The organism is Sphingorhabdus pulchriflava (assembly GCF_003367235.1).
Classification (GTDB): Bacteria; Pseudomonadota; Alphaproteobacteria; order Sphingomonadales; family Sphingomonadaceae; genus Sphingorhabdus_B; species Sphingorhabdus_B pulchriflava.
This window is the reverse complement of sequence record NZ_QRGP01000001.1, coordinates 134,356-155,705: the sequence shown is the minus strand read 5'-3', so window position 1 is coordinate 155,705 and position 21,350 is coordinate 134,356. Positions and strand designations below refer to the sequence as shown.

Annotated in this window: 20 protein-coding genes; 6 read left to right on the top strand and 14 right to left on the bottom strand. The window is 58.7% G+C overall.

Annotation, left to right across the window (positions count from 1 at the left end; all coding sequences use genetic code 11):
- Positions 1 to 156, top strand: a complete 156-nt coding sequence (locus DXH95_RS00720) for a DUF2256 domain-containing protein (RefSeq protein WP_115547571.1) — start codon at positions 1 to 3, stop codon at positions 154 to 156.
- Here DXH95_RS00720 and DXH95_RS00715 read toward each other — a convergent pair.
- Genes DXH95_RS00715 through DXH95_RS00705 form a run of 3 tightly spaced genes read right to left on the bottom strand, consistent with a single transcriptional unit; the run spans position 153 to position 3,363 of the window.
- Complete coding sequence (locus DXH95_RS00715) at positions 153 to 1,475, bottom strand: ABC1 kinase family protein (RefSeq protein WP_115547570.1); 1,323 nt, start codon at positions 1,473 to 1,475, stop codon at positions 153 to 155. The two genes, DXH95_RS00720 and DXH95_RS00715, sit on opposite strands and share 4 nt — an antisense overlap.
- Positions 1,472 to 1,825: a thiol-disulfide oxidoreductase DCC family protein gene (locus DXH95_RS00710; protein WP_115547569.1), complete on the bottom strand. Its 354-nt coding sequence runs from the start codon at positions 1,823 to 1,825 to the stop codon at positions 1,472 to 1,474. The genes DXH95_RS00715 and DXH95_RS00710 overlap by 4 nt, the downstream gene beginning before the upstream one ends.
- Complete coding sequence (locus DXH95_RS00705) at positions 1,822 to 3,363, bottom strand: cryptochrome/photolyase family protein (protein ID WP_115547568.1); 1,542 nt, start codon at positions 3,361 to 3,363, stop codon at positions 1,822 to 1,824. The genes DXH95_RS00710 and DXH95_RS00705 overlap by 4 nt, the downstream gene beginning before the upstream one ends.
- A gap of 88 nt (positions 3,364 to 3,451) precedes the next feature.
- Between DXH95_RS00705 and DXH95_RS00700 the strand changes: the two genes are divergently transcribed.
- Entirely contained in the window at positions 3,452 to 3,904 is a 453-nt protein-coding gene (locus tag DXH95_RS00700) for a DUF3429 domain-containing protein (RefSeq protein ID WP_115547567.1), read from the top strand.
- An 11-nt stretch (positions 3,905 to 3,915) separates the two neighbouring features.
- Here DXH95_RS00700 and DXH95_RS00695 read toward each other — a convergent pair whose 3' ends face one another.
- The 3 genes from DXH95_RS00695 to DXH95_RS00685 all read right to left on the bottom strand — a co-directional run bounded on the left by DXH95_RS00695 (position 3,916) and on the right by DXH95_RS00685 (position 8,543).
- Positions 3,916 to 4,458 (bottom strand): (2Fe-2S)-binding protein, encoded by a 543-nt coding sequence (locus tag DXH95_RS00695; protein ID WP_115547566.1) that lies wholly within the window; start codon positions 4,456 to 4,458, stop codon positions 3,916 to 3,918.
- A 44-nt stretch (positions 4,459 to 4,502) separates the two neighbouring features.
- Positions 4,503 to 5,288, bottom strand: coding sequence for a hypothetical protein (locus tag DXH95_RS00690; RefSeq protein ID WP_115549309.1), 786 nt, complete (start codon positions 5,286 to 5,288; stop codon positions 4,503 to 4,505).
- A 105-nt stretch (positions 5,289 to 5,393) separates the two neighbouring features.
- Positions 5,394 to 8,543, bottom strand: coding sequence for a TonB-dependent receptor domain-containing protein (locus DXH95_RS00685; protein ID WP_115547565.1), 3,150 nt, complete (start codon positions 8,541 to 8,543; stop codon positions 5,394 to 5,396).
- Positions 8,544 to 8,874: 331 nt separating this feature from the next.
- Between DXH95_RS00685 and rpsU the strand changes: the two genes are divergently transcribed.
- The 3 genes from rpsU (at position 8,875) to DXH95_RS00670 (ending at position 10,840) form a co-directional block, all read left to right on the top strand.
- Positions 8,875 to 9,081, top strand: coding sequence for a 30S ribosomal protein S21 (gene rpsU, locus DXH95_RS00680; protein WP_115547564.1), 207 nt, complete (start codon positions 8,875 to 8,877; stop codon positions 9,079 to 9,081).
- A gap of 132 nt (positions 9,082 to 9,213) precedes the next feature.
- Entirely contained in the window at positions 9,214 to 9,828 is a 615-nt protein-coding gene (locus DXH95_RS00675; protein WP_239016495.1) for an FKBP-type peptidyl-prolyl cis-trans isomerase, read from the top strand.
- Positions 9,829 to 9,916: 88 nt separating this feature from the next.
- On the top strand, positions 9,917 to 10,840 hold the full coding sequence (locus DXH95_RS00670) for a hypothetical protein (RefSeq protein WP_115547563.1): 924 nt from the start codon (positions 9,917 to 9,919) through the stop codon (positions 10,838 to 10,840).
- On the opposite strand, the gene DXH95_RS00665 is transcribed toward DXH95_RS00670, so the two are convergent.
- Together DXH95_RS00665 and DXH95_RS00660 are read right to left on the bottom strand one after the other, a co-directional pair.
- On the bottom strand, positions 10,837 to 11,730 hold the full coding sequence (locus tag DXH95_RS00665) for a DMT family transporter (RefSeq protein WP_115547562.1): 894 nt from the start codon (positions 11,728 to 11,730) through the stop codon (positions 10,837 to 10,839). The genes DXH95_RS00670 and DXH95_RS00665 overlap by 4 nt on opposite strands.
- Complete coding sequence (locus DXH95_RS00660; protein WP_115547561.1) at positions 11,727 to 12,986, bottom strand: NRAMP family divalent metal transporter; 1,260 nt, start codon at positions 12,984 to 12,986, stop codon at positions 11,727 to 11,729. The genes DXH95_RS00665 and DXH95_RS00660 overlap by 4 nt, the downstream gene beginning before the upstream one ends.
- 130 nt (positions 12,987 to 13,116) lie before the next feature.
- Here DXH95_RS00660 and DXH95_RS00655 point away from each other — a divergent pair, with 130 nt between their 5' ends.
- Positions 13,117 to 13,944 carry an SDR family NAD(P)-dependent oxidoreductase gene (locus tag DXH95_RS00655; RefSeq protein WP_115547560.1) on the top strand — a complete coding sequence of 276 codons (828 nt, stop codon included), beginning with the start codon at positions 13,117 to 13,119 and terminating at the stop codon, positions 13,942 to 13,944.
- Positions 13,945 to 13,972: 28 nt separating this feature from the next.
- On the opposite strand, the gene DXH95_RS15980 is transcribed toward DXH95_RS00655, so the two are convergent.
- The 6 genes from DXH95_RS15980 to DXH95_RS00630 all read right to left on the bottom strand — a co-directional run bounded on the left by DXH95_RS15980 (position 13,973) and on the right by DXH95_RS00630 (position 20,888).
- Positions 13,973 to 14,335, bottom strand: coding sequence for a hypothetical protein (locus DXH95_RS15980; protein ID WP_147291656.1), 363 nt, complete (start codon positions 14,333 to 14,335; stop codon positions 13,973 to 13,975).
- Positions 14,336 to 14,367: 32 nt separating this feature from the next.
- Positions 14,368 to 15,909 carry a fumarate hydratase gene (locus DXH95_RS00650; protein WP_115547559.1) on the bottom strand — a complete coding sequence of 514 codons (1,542 nt, stop codon included), beginning with the start codon at positions 15,907 to 15,909 and terminating at the stop codon, positions 14,368 to 14,370.
- Positions 15,910 to 15,967: 58 nt separating this feature from the next.
- Positions 15,968 to 16,678 carry a DUF3142 domain-containing protein gene (locus DXH95_RS00645; protein WP_115547558.1) on the bottom strand — a complete coding sequence of 237 codons (711 nt, stop codon included), beginning with the start codon at positions 16,676 to 16,678 and terminating at the stop codon, positions 15,968 to 15,970.
- A 7-nt stretch (positions 16,679 to 16,685) separates the two neighbouring features.
- Positions 16,686 to 18,821 (bottom strand): PA5441 family protein, encoded by a 2,136-nt coding sequence (locus DXH95_RS00640; protein WP_115547557.1) that lies wholly within the window; start codon positions 18,819 to 18,821, stop codon positions 16,686 to 16,688.
- Between the two features lie 96 nt (positions 18,822 to 18,917).
- Positions 18,918 to 19,811, bottom strand: a complete 894-nt coding sequence (locus DXH95_RS00635) for an acyl-CoA thioesterase (RefSeq protein ID WP_181883523.1) — start codon at positions 19,809 to 19,811, stop codon at positions 18,918 to 18,920.
- Positions 19,812 to 19,874: 63 nt separating this feature from the next.
- Complete coding sequence (locus DXH95_RS00630; RefSeq protein ID WP_115547556.1) at positions 19,875 to 20,888, bottom strand: DUF1176 domain-containing protein; 1,014 nt, start codon at positions 20,886 to 20,888, stop codon at positions 19,875 to 19,877.
- Positions 20,889 to 21,350: the final 462 nt, after the last annotated feature.

Sequence of the window (21,350 nt, the reverse complement as noted above, 5' to 3'; positions counted from 1 at the left end):
ATGGCCAAGATGCGCAAGAAATCGGACCTGCCGACAAAGATCTGCGCGGCATGCGGCCTGCCCTTCACCTGGCGCAAGAAATGGGAGCGCGACTGGGACAATGTGCGTTTCTGCTCCGACCGCTGCCGGTCAGGCAAGGCGCGCGCCCGCGCTTAGTCGCCCGCGCCCACCTTGCGGGCAACCATTTCAAGCAACGGCAATCGGGCCTGCATGCGGATTGCCAGCAAGGCCGTGCCGCTAACCTTCCTTTGCACGAAAAGCGTGTCGGCGGGCGGGACATGCCACGCCGCCTTGTCGGCAATAATCGTTTCAGCATGGCGGCGCACGCGATCGACAAAGCTGCGGTCGGCAAAGTCGAACAGCCCGGGCTTGCCCAGATGCGTCATCAATATATCGATCATCCCGTCGAGCGCGGGCCGGTGGCGTTGCAAGGTGACGGGGGAAACAAATCCGATTTCGATCAACGCATCGCGCAGGGCGTCATGATCCTGTGCCAATCCTGCGAGCATCAGCCGCCGATAGGATGCGACCGTCTTTTCCGGTACCGCCCGCGCCGCTCCGAAATCGAGCAGGACAATCCGCCCGCTTTCCGGCTGCCAGCGATAATTGGCGAAATTGGGGTCAGTCTGCATGAAACCGAACTCGAACAATTCGCGCAGCACCAGATCGAGCAAGGCGGCCATTGTGCTGTCCCGCACGTCTTGTGGAGCAGTCTCTAGCGTCTCGATTGACTGGCCGGCAATGAAATCCATCGCCAGCACCCGTTTTCCAGAAAGTTCCGGATATGGCGACGGAACGATGAAATCGGATTCCCCGTCCAGCAATTGCCGATAGCGCTGCATCTGCTCCGCCTCGCGGATATAATCGGCTTCCTCATGCAATTGCCGTTTAGCTTCGATCAGCAGCGGCGCGATATCAAGCGTCGAGGGCAGCAGGTTCGACATGCGTAGCAGGCTGGCCACATTATCGACATCGGCATCGATGCTGTCGGCCACACCCGGATACTGTACCTTGATCGCGAGCAATGTGCCGTCGGGAAGCGTGGCCCGGTGGACCTGCCCGATCGAGGCTGCCGCGATCGGCCTCGCCTCGAAATGCGCGAACTTGCGCCGCCAGTCTGCACCCCATTCGGCAATCAGCACTTTATTGAGCTGGGCGGGAGGCATGAAATGGGCGGCATCGCGCAAACGGGCGAGGATCGCGGTCAGTTCGGCTGGCAGAACATCACCCGCATCCATCGAGATCATCTGCCCCAGCTTCATGGCTGCCCCACGCAGCCGCGAAAGCTGTTCGGTTACGCGCACCGCATTGGCCGGGGTCAGCAGCAGGTCCGACAGGCGCGGGCGCTCGCCGCTTGCGAGTTTACGGGCCCCTTCGGCCAGTACGCCGCCTGCAATGCCGCCGGCCAATTGACCAAAAGAGGCCAGACGAGACAGCCGCGCCGACGGCACTTTGCGATAGCGCGGATCGCTCATGCCAACCACCTTTGCAAACGCGGGCGCACGCGCAGGAAATGCAGATACCCCCATTCAAGCAGCCGCAGCACACCCGGCACCCGCGCCATCAGCCCCAGCGGTCGCAGCACAGGTATGACGCGCCACATGGCGGCGAAAGCCGCAGCTCCGGACAAGAGCTTACCATTCTCCATCGCATGGAAGCGGGCAAGCATGTCTGCGCGGTCCAGTGGACAGCTTGTGGCGTGATCGGTTGCATCGACAAAGTTGATCCGGTGCGCGCGATCCAGTCGGCGCATCAGCGCAATCTCTTTCCGGCAAAGAGGGCAGCCGCTGTCGAACCAGACCGTAATCTTTTGTGCTGCACTCATAGAGGTTCCTGATTACGGGTTTCCATGGACAATAGGAAGCGCGCCGAATCCGTTTTGATTTCGGCTTTGCGGGCGTCACTGAAACGGTCGTACGTCCGCACCATCTGCGCCATACGCGGATTGCCCTTCAGCCGGTCATGATGCCGCGAGATAAAATCCCAGTAAAGATAGTTGAACGGGCAGGCCTTTGGCCCCGCCTTGGCCTTCACATCATAAGCACAGCCGCGGCAATAGTCGGACATCCGGTCGATATAGGCCCCGCTCGCGACATAGGGCTTGGAGGCGAGCAGGCCGCCATCGGCAAACTGGCTCATCCCGACCGTATTCGGGGCCTCCACCCATTCATAGGCATCGGCATAAACGGCGAGATACCATTCATGCAGTTCGTGTGGATCGACGCCAGCGAGAAGCGCGAAATTGCCGGTGACCATCAGCCGCTGGATATGATGCGCATAGGCCTCGTCCCGCGTCTGTTCGACACAGGCCTTCACGCAGGCCATTTCGGTATCTGCGCTCCAGTAGAATGCGGGCAAGCGCCGTGTGGCCTGCAGTGCGTTGCGGCGGACATAGTCCGGCCCCTCGCGCCAATAGATACCGCGCACATATTCGCGCCAGCCGATGATCTGGCGGATGAAACCCTCGACAGCGTTCAGCGGGGCGCGACCCGCGCGATATTCGGCCTCGACCGCGCGGCACATTTCAAGCGGGTCGAGCAGGCCGCAATTCAAGTATAGCGAGACCACCGCGTGATAGAGGAACTTCTCTCCCGCCAGCATTGCATCCTGATAGTCGCCGAAACGCGGCAGTGCAGTTTTCAGGAAATGCGCAAAAGCCGCTTTGGCATCGGTGCGGGTGGTGGCAAACCAGAAGGGCTCAAGCGTGCCGAAATGGTCGGCAAAGTGCGTCTCGACCAGATCGAGTACTTCGCGCATAGTCGCATCAGGCGCGAAACGCAGCGGCTGTGGCATTAGCAGATCGCGTGATGCCGCCTTGCGATTGTCCTGATCGAAGTTCCACTGCCCGCCCGCCGGCGCATCGCCATCCATCAGCAGCCCGGTCTTGCGCCGCATGTCGCGATAGAAATATTCCATGCGCAGCGCCTTGCGGCCCTCTGCCCAGCTTTCGAATTCGGCATGGCTGGCGATGAAGCGATCGTCGGGCAGGATTTCGAGGTCTATGACGGTATCGAGCACCTGCAATTCCTGCAGCACGCGCCATTCACCCGGTTCGGTCACACGGAATTGGGATACGCCATGCCGGTCGGCTGCGCGCAGAACTTCGCCCGCCAAACTGCCGCTGTTATCCGCATCATCCAACCGGACATAATCGACCGTCCAGCCATCGGCGCACAGCTCCTCCGCGAAGTGGCGCATTGCAGAAAATAGAAAGGCGATCTTCTTTTTATGATGGCGCACATAGCCCGCCTCGCCCGCCACTTCGGCCATCAGCACCAGGGCCTTATCGGGACGAGCGCCGCGCAGCGAGGATACGCCGGGAGTCAGTTGGTCCCCCAAAATCAGGATAAGCGTCTGCGCCATAGCTTGCGCCTAGCTTGCGAAGGACGAAGCAACACTACAGGCATAAGGTCGTGTTGGGCGGCGGCGCGGGCAACGCTAGTGCGACGTGATGACTGAACCCGCCACATCGCTTGATCCCCTCGCCAAATGGCTCGGCTATGCCGGGCTGCTGCCGCAATTGCTGGCCGTTGCGATGCTGCTCGACGATGCCTCCTTCAAATGGATCGCGATCGCTGGGGGCTATGGCTATGCGGCATTTATTTTTAGCTTTCTGGGCGGCGTCTGGTGGGGTTTGGCCCTGAATGCCGTCCAACCGCCGCGCTGGATCTATGTCGCTGCCGTCGCGCCCAGCCTGATTTCGCTGGCATCCTATCTTCCATGGGTCAGGGGCTGGGATTGGCCAGCGCCCTCGCTGTGGATATTGACTATTGGGCTTTTGCTGTCGCCGCTGGTCGATCGGGCGCTTGCGCAAGCTATCGCACTGCCCAAAGGCTGGCTGCGCCTGCGCGTACATCTGTCGACCGGGCTGGGGCTGTTAACCGCAGCACTCGCTATCGCCTGACGAAGGGCGGTTCAGTCCTTCTTTAGCCGCAATGCAGGCACAGCGGCAGCGGCATCTTCGGGCGTGATACCTGGGGGTGGGGCGACCGAGAGCCGCGCTTCGCCGCGCATCACCCGCGCCGCACGCTGAATGGCATCGCGCACCCGTGGATAGACACCGCAGCGGCAGATATTGGTGATCGCCGCATCGATATCGGCATCAGTCGGGCTGGCATTTTTCTTGAGCAGGATCGACGCCGCCATGATCATTCCCGGCGTGCAGAACCCGCACTGGACGGCTCCCGCCGCCACAAAGGCCTGCTGCAAGGGATGGCTGCGGTCGACCGACAGTTTTTCGATCGTCGTAACGAAGCGACCTTCCGCCTCTGCCAGCGTCACAAGGCAGGAACGCAGTGCTTCGCCGTCGATGTCGACAATGCAGGCACCGCAATCGCCCTGCCCGCAACCGAATTTGGTACCCGTCAGATTGGACGCATCCCGCAACGCCCACAACAAGGGCGTCTGCGGGTCCATGCGATATTCGACCGGGCGGTCGTTGACGGTAAGCTTGGTCATGCACAAACGGTGTTAGCAGCCGGTTCGCCGGGCTGCCACATCAATCAGCTATAGCCCAGCATCCCGCGCAGCCCGGGGGCCGCATAATCGACCAGACGCTTTTGCATGTCGGGCAGTTCTTCGGGCAATTCTATGCCCATGCCGGTCAGGTTTTCGCGCGCAGTCCCGCTCTGGCTCGGGTCCGAGCCCAGTCGAACGCGTTCGCGCCAGTCGGGTGGCAAAGCGATACCGCATTTGCCCAAAAGGTCGCCGAAAAACTGTTCCGCTTCTGCACTGTCGAGCGCACGCAGATTGGCGATTATGTCTTCATAGCGCACGAAATGCGCGCCGGTTCCCATCCAGGAAATGGCGTTGAAGTTGAAGATTTCGGCCATCGAAGGCGTTTTGCGAAAGATCCCGAAAATCATCAGGTTCAACAGATCTTCGACCTTCAACGCCCCGCTTTTCAGATGCTCGACATTGCCCTTATATTCGTCCGACAGGAAGAAACGGGTCCGGGCGAGCACCCATTTATAGGGATCACGCACGAGCAGGATGACATTCGCGGTCGACGTCTCGATCGCCGAAGCATCCGAAAACAGCAAATGCCCCCAGCTGAGCATCGGACGCTCACTGTCAAATGCCTCGACATGATCGTCGAGGATCGCATGCTGGATGAATTGCGCCTTATATTGCTGCTCGACCGGTACAAACATGCGGATGATATTGCGCAACAAATGGCTGCCGCTTTTGGGCACGCTGTTAAGGAAAACCGGCTTTGCCAGCGGAACCTGCGCAAAGCGGCGGTTTTCTTCATCCAGCGTATCGGGTTTGATGCGAACTGTGGGCATCGCGCGCTCCATCAATTTAGTGCTTGGCGGCCAGAATAGCAGGCCAAAAAAAACGTGGTGGCTCTTTCAAGCCACCACGTTCCTGTACTTGTCAATCGAAAGCGATCAGAATTTCGCCCCGAAATTGATGAAGAAGCGGCGACCAACATAGTCATATTGCGATGCAAATGCCGAACGGCCCTTCACCGAAACTTCGCCACCCGACAGGCCGGAAACCTGCGGGGGCTTACGATCGAGAAGGTTGCTGACGCCGAGGGTCATCTTGAACTTTTCATTCACATCAACCGAAGCCGAAGCGCTGTGATAGAAGACTGTTGGGGTCGTCACATCGACGCAGTAACGACCGAAGGTCGCGCTGGTCAGACAGGTCGAGCCATTGTCTTCGATGAAGTCAGCTTCGTTCGAAGTGCCGCCGACAACGTCAAGGCCGTAGAACAGTTCAACATTGCCCTTGCTCCAGACGAGGTTGAAATCGCCGACCCATTTGGGCTCGCCAAGCTCGCCGTTGGTCGAAACCGTGGTGCCTTCGAACAGCGCGATGTCGTCGCGTGTCTGCCAGGTCATCTGTGCAAGGAAGCGCAGAGTACCCAGATTGCCAAAGTCATGGCGCAGCTCGGCTGTGACATCGACACCCTTGTTGCGCTGGCTGTTGACGTTGATGAAGCTGTCACGAACAAAGCCGACGTTGACAGCGCTGATGACGTTGCCGTTGGTGTCAAACTGACCGCGTTCGAACAGGCTGCAGAGCGGATCGGTCGGGAAGAAGTCCGACGCATAGCAGCCAGCGAGGATGTTGCCGGCACCGAGTTGAGCGATTTCACCCGTCACTTCGATATCGAAATAATCGACCGCAAGCTTGAAGGTGGTGTCGGGCAGGAAACCGAATTTCGGCGTCAGGATCGCACTGATCGTTTTCGCCTTCGATGTTTCTGCTTCAAGCACACCGATACCACCGCCGGTGATGACCGTTGCCTCAATACCCGAACCGGTGTGACCGGCAGGAACACCATCCGCCGCGCAATTGTTTGCGAATTGCTGGCTGATCAGACCATCGGCCAGATTCTGACCCCAGCGGATGCAGGGATCGACGTTACGCTGGTTGAGGAACGAGGTCTGGTCAGCCAGGAACTGTTCGAAAAGCGCCGGTGCACGATAGGATGTGCCATAGGTACCGCGGAAACGCAGCCAGTCGGTAACTTCCCAGTTGAAGCCCAGCTTATAAGTCCAGTTCGCATTGTCCTTGGCGGAGAAGCCATCGACCTTGCGGGTTGCTTTCACGCTGGTGACGCGCGCGGCGGCCGACAGTGTGAAGTTCTGGATGAAGGGCGTGTTGTAGATCAGCGGGATCGAAACTTCGCCAAAGGCTTCCTTGGTGATGCTCTTACCCGCAGTATTACCCGATGCCGTGCTACCCCAGGCATTGTTGATATAGTCAGCCGGATTGGAAGGATCACCACCCGGCGTCAGCGCATAGGTGATATCGCCGGGCAGATCGTTGATCTTGTCCTGACGATAGCTCATGCCCAATGCAACACCGACTGGTCCAGCGGGCAATTCGAACAGATCGCCTGCAACTGAAGCTTCGATATTGTGCTGGTCGTAAATCGTCCGGCCCGTTTCGGTGCCGAACAGGAAGTCACGTTCGGCCTGTGACAGGTTACCACGCAGGAATTCAGGATCGACCCAATTGATATCGATACATTGCTTTCCTGTAACTGCGGTCGTGGTGCCGACGCAGCTGCCAAAACGGAAATCCTGTGTCGCGATCGAGTCGGCAAGGATCTGTTCGTTGGTATAGCGGCCATCCGAGCGGCTAAACTGGTAGTACACGTCCCAGCTCCAGTCCTTGAAGAAGCCTTTATCGACATCGCCACGCAGGCCGGCAACCGCACGGGTGTACTTCACCTTCTGGCTCGAATCACCAACGTCGGCGATCAAGGTCGGGCTCAGATAGGCGGCACCGGTCCAACCCACGGCAAACGGGTCACCAAAGGTTTCGTTGACACCGAACTGCCAGAACTGGCGGAAGCCATCCTGACGGGTGCGGCGCTGGTTGTGCAGTGCTTCGACGTAGAATTCAGCGACATCGCCCAATTCAATCGCGCTATCGAGATAAACCGTAAAACGCTCATTCTTCGGAATGAAGGTTTCTTTCGCCTGGATGGGCGAATAGTTGTTGTACAGGGCAAAGCTGTTGCGATCCCCGGTACGCGCAACCGGATACCAACCGGCAGGCGTGCCGATGTGTGCCGGGTCGGTCGCCGGATTGATGGGCGTCAGATAGTTCTGCAGATTGTCACCGGCATAGTTGTACTGGAACAACACCGCATTGAAATCGCCCGTGCTCCCCGGAATGTTCGAAGAACCATCAGCGGAATAATAATAGGTCAGGTCATACAGCCAGACATGGCCCCAGGGCAAATCGGTGCAGCGATAGTCGCCTGTACGCGGATCGGTCAGGTCGGCACGCTCGCCGGTTTCGGTGAAGATATAATCTTCTTCGCATTCCAGATATTTACGGTCGCGACGCTTCAATTCCTTGCGCTTGTAATAGTCGGCAGCGATCAGGAAGTGCCCGCCGTCAAATTCCTTACCCCAGGCGGCACTGATATTATATTGCTCGCCACCGCTCTTGCCGGGAACCGAGGCAAAGCCTTCAACTTCAAGGCCATCGGTCGATTTCTTGGTCAGCACGTTGACAACGCCTGCGACCGCGTCCGAACCATAAACCGAAGACGCACCGTCCTTGAGAAGTTCGACCTGACGGACAATCGAGCTTGGCATCACGTTAAGGTCGAATGCCGAAACCGCACCGCGCGTACCAGCAGGGCCAGCGCGACGACCATTGAGCAGCACCAGCGTGCGTTCAGCGCCAAGGCCGCGCAGCGAGATGGTTTCGGTACCCGCGCCGCCATTGGTCACAAAGGCCGACGAAATCGCCGAGGTGACCTGGCTCGAACCCGATGCAATCGGCGACGACTGAATCAGTTCGGCAACGCTGTTCTGCCCCTGCTTCGCACCCAGTTCCGGATCAATGACCGAGATGGGCGAAGTCGAGGAGAATTCGTCACGACGGATGCGTGAACCGGTAACAACGATGGGTTGGCCCGTCTCCGAAACGGCGCTTTCACCGTCGGCAATGCTTTGAACTTCTTCGTCGGCAGGTGCCTCCTGCGCATAAGCAGGTGCCACAACGGCCAGTGCGATGGCCGAAACGCCAAACGCAATCCGACCCTTAACGGATTGAATCTTCATGATATAATGCTCCCCAGCATTTGCAACTGGGAACCCTGTCGTCCTGTAGTCTGTTGCGCTACAAATCCGCAGTTTTCCCCGATTCCCAATGCTTATGGCAGGAAATCGCACCTTTCAACCACCCGATAAGATATTCCGATAGCGTGACTTTCAGGCCACAGTTCGCGAACGAACACGAATCCCCCTTGAAACGCCTGGCGAGTCGGTATAGGGGCCCGTCGCGAACGTCGCAGTACATGCGGCGCTTTTTGTTTTGCGCGAACCTTGGTCATACAGCACCGGCTCGCACTTCCGTTCGATACGGTCAGAAGATTTGGAGTGTGGATTTTTTATGCAGATTATCGTTCGCGAAAATAATGTGGACCAGGCGCTGCGTGCCCTGAAGAAGAAATTGCAGCGCGAAGGCGTCTACCGCGAAATGAAGATGCGTCGCCATTATGAAAAGCCGTCGGAAAAGCGCGCCCGTGAAAAGGCTGCTGCCATCCGTCGTGCCCGCAAGATGGAACGCAAGGCTGCGGAACGCGACGGCAGCAAATAATCTGCCTTGCCAACCGGCAAAAAACAGGGCGCCCCACGGGCGCTCTTTTTTTTGTCTGCAAAGCCGCTAAGAGGGCGGTGATTTGATAGGGGCGGCTCCGGCCCCCTCCCCGAATATAATGAGGAAACAACCATGTCCGTCACCACCGTTCCGATCCAGCCGATCAAAAAGGGCTCCATTCCCAAATTCTGGGCAGGAATTGCCGTTGTCGCGCTTGCAGGCGCTGGACTGGCCTGGTGGGGCACGGGCGACATCCGCAGCAAATATGCAACCGATGTCCAATATCTGGCCGACAACGCCGATGAAGAAGGTGTAACGGTCACCAAATCCGGCCTGCAGATCAAAACGATCCAAAGCGGCGAAGGCAAGCCGCCGACCGACAATGATGTCGCGATGATCTCGATCACCGGCACGCTCCGCGACGGCAAGGTTTTTCAGGAGCCCGCATCGGGCCCCTTCCCCGTTTCGGGTGGCATCCCCGGCTTCACCGAAGCACTGAAGCTGATGCAAAAGGGCGGCAAGTATAAAATCTGGATCCCGAGCGACATCGGCTATGGCCCCAATGACGTGCCCGACCAGAAAACCGGCGGTGTTGCCATCCCCGGTGGCAGCTTGCTGATTTTCGACGTCGAACTGCAGGATTTCCTGCCACGCGACCAGTTTGAGGCAGCGATGAAGCAGCAGCAAGAACAGATGCAAAAGGCCGCTGAAGCTGCAGGCCAGGGCGCACCGCCACCGCAAAATTAAAGCTGTCAGCCGGTGTAACATCCGGTTAACCGCTTTGCGCTATGTCTTTCAGCCTATTGCCATTTGGCGCAGGGCGTAAGGGATAGCGATGTCGTTCCAGTTCGATCATTTTGCAGCAGCCGTCCGTGCAGGCGGAGAGATTTCGGCGCGCGATACACTGGCCTTGCGCCAATGGGCGTGGGGCGACGGCGTCTTATCGCAACGCGACGCTCAGGCGCTGTTTGAACTCAACACCCATGCCCAGTCCAAGGATCCTGAATGGGTGAAATTTTTCACCGAGGCACTGTGCGACTATGTCATCGATGGCACAGAGCCTAAAGGTTATGTCAGCGAAGCTGACGCGCTATGGGTCATCGAAGAAATCGACAAAGATGGCCATGTCGAAAGCGTCGCTGAGCTGGAACTGCTGGTCAAGCTGGCGGAAAAAGCGGTCGATCTGCCCAACGTCCTGAAATTCTATGCGCTGGAACAGATTGAAAAGATTATCGTATCAGGCGAAGGCCCGACCCGCGAAACCGCCGTGACACCGCGCACTGTCACCGCTGACGAAGCCCTGTTACTACGCCGCCTGATCTTCGCAGCGGGCAGCCATGGCCCCGTGATTGTCAGCCGCGAAGAGGCCGATCTGCTGTTCCGCATCAAGGATGCCTGTCTGAGCAGCGAAAATGCCCCGGCATGGGAAAAGCTGTTTGTGCAGGGCGTCGCCAACCATTTGCAGGGCTTTTCTGCCTACACGCCGCTGACCCGCGAACGCGCCGAACAGCTCGAAGGTTTCATGCGCAACAGCGCGCCCAGCATCGGCCGCTTTTTCGCCCGCATGGGCCAGCTTGACCTGAAGGCCGGGTTTGCCGAGATTTTCCGCTCGCAGGATCTGCCGCGCGATTATGATGCGGATGTCGAGGAAGCCGAAGAAATCACCCGTCCGGAAAAGGGCTGGCTCGATGCGCGCATTGCCGAACGGGCAGGCGTCGACCGGTATGAGCAAGCCTTGCTCGACTTCCTCTCAGCCTAAATCCCGCCGACCAGCGCCAGCACCACGCCGATGCCAACCAGCATCAGCCCCATCGCTTCGCCCGGCTTCCGCGCCTCTCGCAGGTAAAAGCGACTGAAACCAAGCGTCAGAATCACCTCAACCTGCCCGACCGCGCGCACCAGTGCGACCGGTGCGGTCGCAAAGCCGGTGAACCAGCAGGCCGAACCCAAGGCTGCCAGCAACCCCACCTGCCCTGATGTGCGCCAGGTCGCAAAGACGCGCGGCAGTTGCTCACGCTCCCGCCAGGCAACATAACTACCCTGCATCAGCGTCTGCCAAGCCTGCACCACCACCAGCGCCACCAATGCGGCGAGTAGCTTGTCTGAAGTCGCCAGTTCGAGCGACGCCGACTTGACGAAGATCGAAGTCATGGTGAAGCCCAATCCGGCACCGAGCCCGCACAAAGCGGCGGGTTGGACAATGTCGGCAAGGCGCAATCTCTGCCCTCCGGCTGCCACTATCATGACGCCCGCAACGCCAACGGCGATCCCGCCGATAGTCAGCCAGCTCAAAGTTTCACCCAACATCAGGAACGCCAGCAAGGCCCCTTGCATTGCCTCTGTTTTGGCAAAGGCCGTCCCCGCGACATAGTTGCGATAGCCAAAGGCCATCAGCAGCAAATTGGTGCCGATGATCTGGGCAAAACCGGCAGCGGCGCAAAAGGCGATGAAGGGCAAATGGAGGTCCGGAAGGTCGCTGCGCGTCCACCACAGATACAGCGCCAGCAACACCGTTCCCACTGGCAAGCCATAGAGATAACGCACCAATCCAGCCGCATTCACGGAAAGCTCCGCCCGCACCCGTTGCTGCACCGCGGTGCGCCACGCCTGAAACAGGGCGGCAAGAAGAGTTGCGGGAAGCCAGATCATAGGGTGACGAAAAAGACGATGGTGGCGATCGCCATCACGGCGGTTGCAATCCAGCCGGTGATTGTCGCGCGGGTGCTCAAGGTAAGGCTATGCATCGCCCGCCGATTGCGCGCGATCAGCATCATCACCGCCATCAGCGGGGCTGCCAGCACCCCATTGACCACTGCCGCCCAATAGAGCGCCTTCGCTGGATCAATGCCGACATATTGCAGGCTGACGCCCAGCATCGTGGTAATCGCAATGGTGCCGTAAAACAGCTTGGCCTTGCGCGGCTTGGCATCGAGGCTTCCGGCAAAGCCGAACATTTCGGTGACGGCATAGGCCGCCGACCCGGCAAGAACCGGAACCGCAAGCATACCAGTGCCGATAATCCCCAAGGCAAACAGTGCAAAAGCGAAATCGCCAGCTATCGGCCGCAGCGCCTCTGCCGCCTGTGCCGAGGTTTCGATATCACGAACGCCATTGGCGTGTAGTGTCGCGGCCGTGGCGAATACGATCGCCAGCGATACAATCGAGCTGAAGGCCATACCGGTCAGCGTATCAATGCGGATGCGTGTCAGTTCGGGTCCGGCTTCTTTGGGTGTCATAAACAGCGGCTTTACATGGTGGCGTTTCTGTTCCTCGATTTCCTGCCCGGCTTGCCAGAAAAACAAATAGGGGCTGATGGTGGTTCCCAATATGGCGACGACGGCGGTCGCATAGGCACCTGTCCATTCAAAACGCGGCACTACCAACGAGGTCAGGGCCTCGCCCCAGGGCACTTGGGCAACCATCACCACCGCGACATAGGCAAAGAGCGAAAGCGTCGTCCATTTGAGCACCGAAGAATAACGCTCGTAAGACATCCAGATTTCAGTGGCGACACACACCACACCGAACAAGAGCGTGTAGAGCCCCAATGGCCCGCCGATCAAAAGCCCAACCGCCGCGCCCATTGCTGCAAGATCGGCCCCGAGGTTGATGATATTGGCAACCAGCAGCAGCGACACCATCGTCACCAACAACCAGCGGGGATAATGGCGGCGCAAATTGCGCGCGATACCGCCCCCAGTGACCCGCCCGATTTCCGCCGCAACCTCCTGAATCGCGACCATAAGCGGAAAGCTGAACAGGAAAGTCCAACTGAGGCCATAGCCGAATTGCGCACCGACCTGGCTGTGCGTGCCGATGCCCGAAGGATCATCATCCGCCGCCCCTGTCACCAGCCCCGGGCCAAGGCGCGAGAGGAATTGGCGGAATTTGCCCTTTTCGCTCATGCGTCGCCGACTATGGTGGTGTCGAACGGCGGGAAGATGACCTCTTTGAAAATGACGGGGTTCATGACATCGTCTTACGCCATAGCCCGGCCAAGACAACCCAGCGCAGAAAAACCAAGGGAGGAACGCGATGCAGTTTGCAGGCAAGACAGCCGTCATCACCGGAGGGGCCACTGGCATAGGCTTTGCCCTCGCCAAACAAATGGGTAGCGCAGGCGCGCGGATCATCCTGTTTGAACCGCGCGAGGAGGTGTTGGGCGAAGCGACCGAGGCGCTAAAATCACAGGGCATCGACGCCAAATATTTTGCAGGCGACGTGGCGGACGTGGAAGCGATCGAGGCGCTCGCCGATTTCGCCTGGGCCGAAAATGGGCGCGGCGACATCATCGTCAACAATGCCGGGCTGGGCGGGCCGCGCGGCGGCATATTGAATACCGACCTGGCTGAGGCACGCGCGCTTTACGACGTGAATTTCTGGGGGGTGTGGCACGGCATCCAGACCTTCGGCAAACGCTATCGCGCCGATGGCCTGCCCGCCGCGATTTATGCCACCGCATCGGAAAACGCGCTGTTCAACGCGCTACCGACGGGCGGCGGGGCCTATGTATCGGGCAAACATGCCCTGTTTGGGCTGATGGACGTGCTGCGCCGCGAAATCGCCAACAAGCCCGAGCTTTCGAACATTACCCCCGGCGTCATCATTCCCGGCTGGGTGGCAACCGCACTGTCGCGCAATATGGGCATGGAGGCGGACCGCTTTGCCGAGATCATTTTCAAACAGATGCAGGCCGGTGAATATTATCTGGTCGCGCACAGCTATAATATCGTGCGCCTGCGCGAACGTATCGACGAACTCGAAGCCGCCTTCGCCCGCTACGCCCCGCGCTATGAAGGCGACGAGGAATATGACGTGCAGCTCTATTATGCGCGGCTGGCGGCGGAACAGGCGGCGAGCTGATTTGCCGCGAAGCAATGTATTGGCGATATTAGTTGTTATCGATCCGCTCAAAAATTACCGGATCATCCTTTGATCGAATTTTAAGCCTGTGAGTAGCCAGCGTTCCAGCGGATGCCTCGATCCATGCGGATACCGCACCTTCGGTTTGCTTACGGCAATAGTGACTGAGCGTGCCATCGCTACCTCTCAGCCAGATCCATACCGATCCGTCGCTTCCCGTAAATTCGGTTCTTTCGCCAGCACGAAAGGCGGCAGAGCATTGATCGTGTTTACTTAGGTCCGCCTCAGCCAGATTGACTGTCGCTGAGCCAGAATTTTCTCTTTCTGGTGCGCAGGCGGTTAGGAAGCACAACAGGATAATCGGCAGAAATGGGTAGCGCAAACCAGACATAAGGACTCCTTTGTAACAACCACCCTTCGCAATTATGCCGGCAACAACCCTTCCTCGGCAATCTTCTTCTTCCAGACGAGCGGCGCGCTGGTGTGGACATTCTCGCCCGTGGAATCGACCGCCACGGTCACGGGGAAGTCGCTGACCTCAAACTCGTAAATCGCTTCCATGCCCAGATCTTCAAAGCCCACAACCTTGCTGCCCTTGATCGCGCGGGCGACGAGATAGGCCGCGCCGCCGACTGCCATCAGATAGGCTGACTTGTGCTTGGCAATCGCCTGCGTCGCGGCAGGGCCACGTTCGGCCTTGCCGACGCAGCCGAGCAGACCTTGTTCGAGCATCATGTCCATGAACTTGTCCATGCGCGTCGCGGTGGTGGGGCCGGCGGGGCCGACGATTTCCTCACCTACGGGATCGACCGGGCCGACATAATAGATCATCCGCCCCTTGAAGCTGACCGGCAATTCCTCACCCTTGGCCAGCATGTCGGCAATGCGCTTGTGCGCGGCGTCGCGGCCGGTGAGCATCTTGCCGTTCAAAAGCAGGCGGTCGCCCGCCTTCCAACCGGCAACGACTTCGGGCGTCAGTTCATCGAGGTTCACCCGCTTCGCTGCGCTGTCGGGGGCCCATTCGACCTTGGGCCATTCATCGAGCTTGGGCGCTTCGAGGAACACCGGCCCCTCACCATTCAGCGTGAAATGCGCGTGGCGGGTGGCGGCGCAATTGGGGATCATCGCCACCGGCTTTGATGCGGCGTGGGTCGGGTAGTCCATAATCTTGACGTCGAGGATCGTCGCGAGGCCGCCCAGCCCCTGCGCGCCGATACCCAGCGCATTGACCTTGTCGAAGATTTCGATGCGCAGCCGCTCGATATCATTTTGCGGGCCGCGTTCCTTCAGCTGCGCCATGTCGATCGCGCCCATCAGGCTTTCCTTAGCGAGCACCATCGCCTTTTCAGCAGTGCCGCCGATGCCGATGCCGAGCATCCCCGGCGGACACCAGCCCGCGCCCATTTGGGGCACCATTTCGAGCACCCAGTCGACGATATTGTCGGACGGGTTCATCATCTTGAACTTGGTCTTGTTCTCACTGCCGCCGCCCTTCGCCGCTACGTCGAAGCTCACCTTGTCACCCGGCACCATTTCCAGATGGACCACCGACGGCGTATTATCGCGCGTGTTGACGCGGGTGAAGGCGGGGTCGGCCAAAATCGAGGCGCGCAGTTTGTTTTCGGGGTGGAGGTAAGCGCGGCGCACGCCTTCATCGATCACTTCCTGCAAGCTGCGATGGCTATCAAGCACGCATTGCTGACCCCATTTGACGATGACGGTGACGATGCCGGTATCCTGGCAGATCGGGCGATGCCCCTCTGCGCACATGCGGCTGTTGGTCAGGATCTGCGCAATCGCATCCTTCGCCGCCGGTCCCTGCTCCTTCTCATAGGCTTCGCCCAGCGCACGGATATAATCCATCGGGTGGAAGTAGGAGATGTATTGCAGCGCGTCGGCGACAGATTCTATGATGTCGCCTTCGGCTATGGCGATGATGTCGTTTTCGGAAATCGTGACGGTCATGGAACAGGCCCTGTTTACTGGGAGAACGCCATCGCCTTTACGCAGACGGGCCGGATGTTCAAGACCTCTCGGGATTCAACAGGAAAACCACATAGCCCCTGAATTTCGGATTGCGCGGCAGGTCGGGCGGGGCTTGCCATTCGCCATGCTGCACAAGGCCGATTTTAAACGGCAGTTTCACCCGCTCCAACTGGCGCAGATAGGCCTCATACCCCGATATGGTGTGCCGCCCCTGATAGGTTTGCAACACCACCTCATCGACCGTCCCGGCCAGCGCATTGAGTGCAGGGCTGTCACCACCGCTGCTCCAGTCGAGCAGGCCGGTGACCGAAAGGCCGGTCCCTGTCGGCAATTCGGCACGCAGTTGTTTCAGGAAGGCGGCATAGCCCGGCAACCCCCGTGTCGCGGCGTCGAAATCGATCTGGATGCCTGCAATCCGGTTACCCTTGGCCTTCCAGTTTTCCATGTCGCGCCGGATGCGCGGCAGCACCTTCGCCTCCCATGCCAGCGTCTCGACACGATACACAATCCAGACCTGCGCATGCTTTACCCGCGGGATCCCCGGACGCAGATCAACATAGCGCCCATCGGGCCCGCCTTTGATTTCAGCGGCGAGGATATAAATCGCCTTCGCCTTGTCGAGCACCGGTTGTGGCTCAACCCCGGCCCAGAGCCAGAAGGCATCATAGGCCTGCGCATCGACACGACCATCTTCCGCTCTGTTACAGGCAGAGAGCAACAGCAGCGCAAGAAGCGCAAACAGGCGCATCAGGCAATCACCAATAAACGGTCAGTTTCTTGGCCCAAGGCGAAGTCGGGAATTCGCGCTTGAGTTGCTGGAACCACGCCTTGCGCTGCGCGGGCGTTTGTTCACTATCGTCGCAGCCATTATTCCCGCTTGGCGCATAGCAACGGATTGCGCGGTGCAATGCGTAAGCCCGGTTTTCAGCCCCAGCTGCCGGATTGGCAATGATGACCTTATAGGCATCGAGCCGCGAGAAACGCTTACCGCCAAAGGGCGCTGGATTTCCGCCCAGTTCATCCTTGCCACGCGGCTCATCCAAATATTCGGTCACGCCGTAAAAATCGGGGTCCATGCCATGCGTACGCACGAACTCACCCAGACACAAAAGCCCGCGCGGATCTTTGGCATTGGCGGCCAGCGTGGAGGCCGTGGTGCGGAGCGTCGGGCAGGCAAAATCCTTTGATCCTGCCCAATTGAACACCGCAACCTCTGAGAAACGCGGCGTTTCATAATCGTCGGCAGCGATCCGTTTGGCATTGGCCGGAACCAGCGCGCTATCCTTGACAAAGCCCGCATAGTCGCCGCGCGTCAGTTGCTTGTAGAGCAAGGCATAGAGCGCGACGTTGCGTTCCGTAGCCGGAGCCGCCTTGTCGGCAGCACGCGTGCGCAGCAGCGCAGCGCCAGCTGAATAGCGCAGCAGGATTTCGCGTATTTCCGGATCGCGGATCGGAGAGCCAGCGGCATAAACAAGGTCGAGCGCCTTGGTGCGCTCCAGATGCATCGCTAGGCCGAGTTCTGCCGTGCCCTTCTGGAAGGGCAGCTTGCCCGCATTGAGCGTGGAAATCAACGCCCCCCGCGCCCTTGCATCACTGGCTTCGTCCATCGCCACTGCACGCAGCAATTGCCGACTATAATCGAGATAGCTGGTTCCGGTCGTGCTGGCCGGGATCAGTTTCAATACGGCATCCGGATTCTTCTCGACATAATAAGCGTGCGCCGCCAGCAGATAGGTGAACAGATCTTCCTGGCCGGCAAACCGACCGCGTAGAGCCTCGATCGAAGCACGGCTGATCGGGCCATTCTGCGAATCTTGCTGGCTCTCCTCATCATAATAGCGCATTTCACGCAGCGCGATCACCGCGAGCAATTCGGGATCGCTGGTATCATCGGGGCCGAGTTCGCCGAACAGCTTGATATCCAGCTCCTGCACCAGATCAGCGAGTGAAATGTTGCGCTTTCCCGCATCCTTTTCGGCAAATTGGGCGATATATTCGTTGAGCAATTTCTGCCGGTCCTGCCCCAGCCAATAGACGCGGCGCAGCAGGCCGCGCGCCGATGCCGCATATTCGCCGTTAGGCCAGCCCTTCAGATAGGCGCGCAAACTATTTTCGGCAGCAGCGAGCAGTGCCTTGTCGCCGCCTTCTTTGTCGAGATCGCCATAGTCACCAAAGGCGCTCTCGGTAGCCTGATTGAGCGCAACACGGCCAATCATGTAAGTCGTGGCTGCGTCGAGCCAATTGTCGCCGGTCTTGCCTATCCCGGTAAAGGCAGCCCGCGCGCCTGGCAGATCGCCATCATAAAAGGCAGCCGCCCCGATCAGATAATCGGCAAAGGCCTTGCCGGTCTTGGAGGAAACATTCTGTATCGCGACTTCGGCGACCGCTCGGGCTGTCTCGCCGCTTGAACATTGCGGGCTCATCGCGCTGCGCGCAGCCGCGAGCGTTGCCCGCTCAGCCCCGCTCAAACCTTTTGCTGCGCCCACGGCGGCGATAAAGGAGGCAGAACCTGACTGGTTCGACATGCAGCGTGTGCCCCAGGGGAAGTCGGCACTGTCATCGCGCTCCTTGCGCCCAGGCCCCAATATTCCAGCAAAATAAGGAAAGCTGAACGGCTCTGCCTCACTACGACGGCGATCATTATAATAGCTGTCATAATCGGGAACGTTCGAAACCCCGACCGAACCATGCCGGTCGTAAAGTAACATCAGCAGATTTACCCGCGTGTCGTTGCCGGGACTGAGCAGGGCGGTGCCGCTGCAACCATTGTTGCTGGTCTGCCGGATTTTCCATGTCGGATAACAGGTCGAATCCGAGCTGGCCTGCGCGGGAGAGATAGCAAAAGTCGCAGCAAATGCGATGGCGGCAAGCGCAAACGGACGAAGCTTCATTGTCGGGACTCCTTCATCCCGACTTGTGAGTCAGAGCGCGCGCGTCGTCAACTGTCGCGTCGTGCTAATGCCTTGAATTTTACGCAACCATTTCATTCACTGTTTAGGCTCGCGCATCCGGATCAGGCCTTCCTGCGCACAGGTCGCAACCAGCCGCCCGTCGCGGGTATAAATCGATCCACGATTGAAACCGCGACCCCGCCCGGCCCATGGGCTGTCGCAGCTATAGAGCAACCACTCATCAACACGGAAATCATCGTGTAACCAAACCGCATGATCAAGGCTTGCAGAGACAAAGCCTGGAGTTTCCCATCTGACACCATGGGGCAAAGTACAGGTGCCAAGCAACCAACTGTCGCTTGCATAAACGAGCATCGAACGGTGCATCGCCTTGTCGTCGCCGATCGAGCCACGCAGTTTGAACCAGATATTCTGGATGGCCGGATTACGGATCTCCCCACCTAACCAATCACGGGGATTGCAGGGGCGATGTTCGAATGGGCGTTCCCGAACAAAGTTTTCTCGGTGTTCGACCGGGATGGAATCTACGATACGCTTGCGAAGTTCGTTTTCAGGTTCGAGCGATTCAGGAGGTGGCACATCCGGCATGTCAATCTGATGCTCGAAGCCTGCTTCCAGTTTTTGAAACGAAGCGGCCATGTTGAGTATCGGACGGTCCTTTTGCAGGGCGATAATTCGTCGAGTTGAAAAACTCCCCCCATCGAAATCGCGTTCAACACGAAAAGTGATTTCGTAATTCTCGTCACCCGCGCGCATGAAATAGGCGTGCAGTGAATGGGCGATCCGTTCGGACCCTACCGTATCCTGCGCAGCGGCCAGCGCCTGCGCGATAACCTGCCCGCCAAAGACGCGGCCTACGCCGCCAGGCTTGCGCATCCCCAGATACCAGCCATCGCCCATGCGCTGGACAGAGAGCAGGTCTTCAAGCTCGGTGACGAGCGGATGTTTTTGCGTTTGGTTTCCAGACATGGGGGCGCGTTAGCAGCGCCTATGGCTGTTTTGCAATCGGTTCGGGTCGAGAAATATGACCTGCTATTCAGGCCGGACCCGTATCTCGGCGCGCCAGGTGGTGACCGGAGGCGTCGGACCAATATCACACGCCCCCCACCATTCGTCTTTGGCGCGGCGGAATTTTTGGCCATCCCATGCAAATTGGGTCGAGCCGCCACAACTGAGCGAAGCACGGCCGGAGGTTACGAGCATCTGATCAGCCTCGTCCCAATACGCGCCGGGAAGCGCTTCGGCCCAATCGTCGTCTGGGCCCGAACCATATTCGATCTTGGCCAGCCTGACATTGCCGACATTGTCGACCAGCATCACCCTTTCAGAACTGTTGGTTGCGCCAGCCATGCATTCAATCGTCAATAGGGCGAGCGTGGTGGATTCATCCAGACGGACATAGTCGATCTTGTCGCCGGGTTCGGTCCGTTTGTTTTCGCGCTCGCACGAATAGGATGCGCGTTGCCGGGCAATTTCGGCGTCCGATAATCGTGCCGGTGGCCTTTCGGAAAAGGGCGGTACCGTAATGACAGGCAATGCCGGCGCGGCGGGCACCTGCGCTGCCGGAATGTATCCCCGCACTGCTAGTGCGCTTTCATTGTGCAGCCGCCCCTGCACCGCATCCATGTAAACAAAAGCGGCTTCCAACCCGTCAGTGGACACCGACATCGCGTCAGATCCCTTTTCGAGCAATGAGATGCTGTCACCCAGATGCAGTTCGTCAAATACCCTGTGACCTGGCTGGAAAGCCGCATGCCAACTCCACGATGTCGGAGACGATTTTGTGCGGCGCGCCACAAATTCCACGTCGGTTTTGTTGTCGCCCAGCAGGATGGTGACTTTCCGTCCTTCGACATTGTTGAAATCATCCAACTCGACTTCAAGCAGACTGTCTGGACCGGGTTCACGCACAAATGTGACGTCCAGAGGTGCTTCGCCTGCTGCAGTTGCCGTGCATCGGGCACCATTATCGCACACGACCATCCAGTCGCCGAATGTGACCGGACCGCCAACTGCGGTTGCCATCAGGGCAATGGCCATCAGCATAAGTTGCAATCCTTTTTCATGATATGCGTGCGAACCTGGTCTACAGTCGCGGTGTAGGCTTGATCCGCTTTATCGGGAGAATCAGCCAGCCGGTCCGCGACGTCAACGATGCCGGTGAACTAATCCAAATGGGCGTCATCCACCTGACACTAAAATGCGAATCCACGCAGCTGCGTCAGTCAAGTCGGCAATGACTTTATCCCCACCGATATTTTGTCGTGGATAAAAAATTTTTCTCGCTCGCTGCAAAAACTCTTGCGCGTCATACAAGCCTTAGGAAGTCCACGCGTCGCTGTGACGCACCCTCAAAATGGTGCGACGAACCGAATCAGACAAGCGACGAATCGAGTCCCTAATTAACCATTTACCCTCTTGCGTCTGAAAATGGTTGAGGCACTATAGGTAGCGGTTGGCCACAGGGGGCATACCTACAATTTGTGTTTCATCCTGCAGGAGCAATTC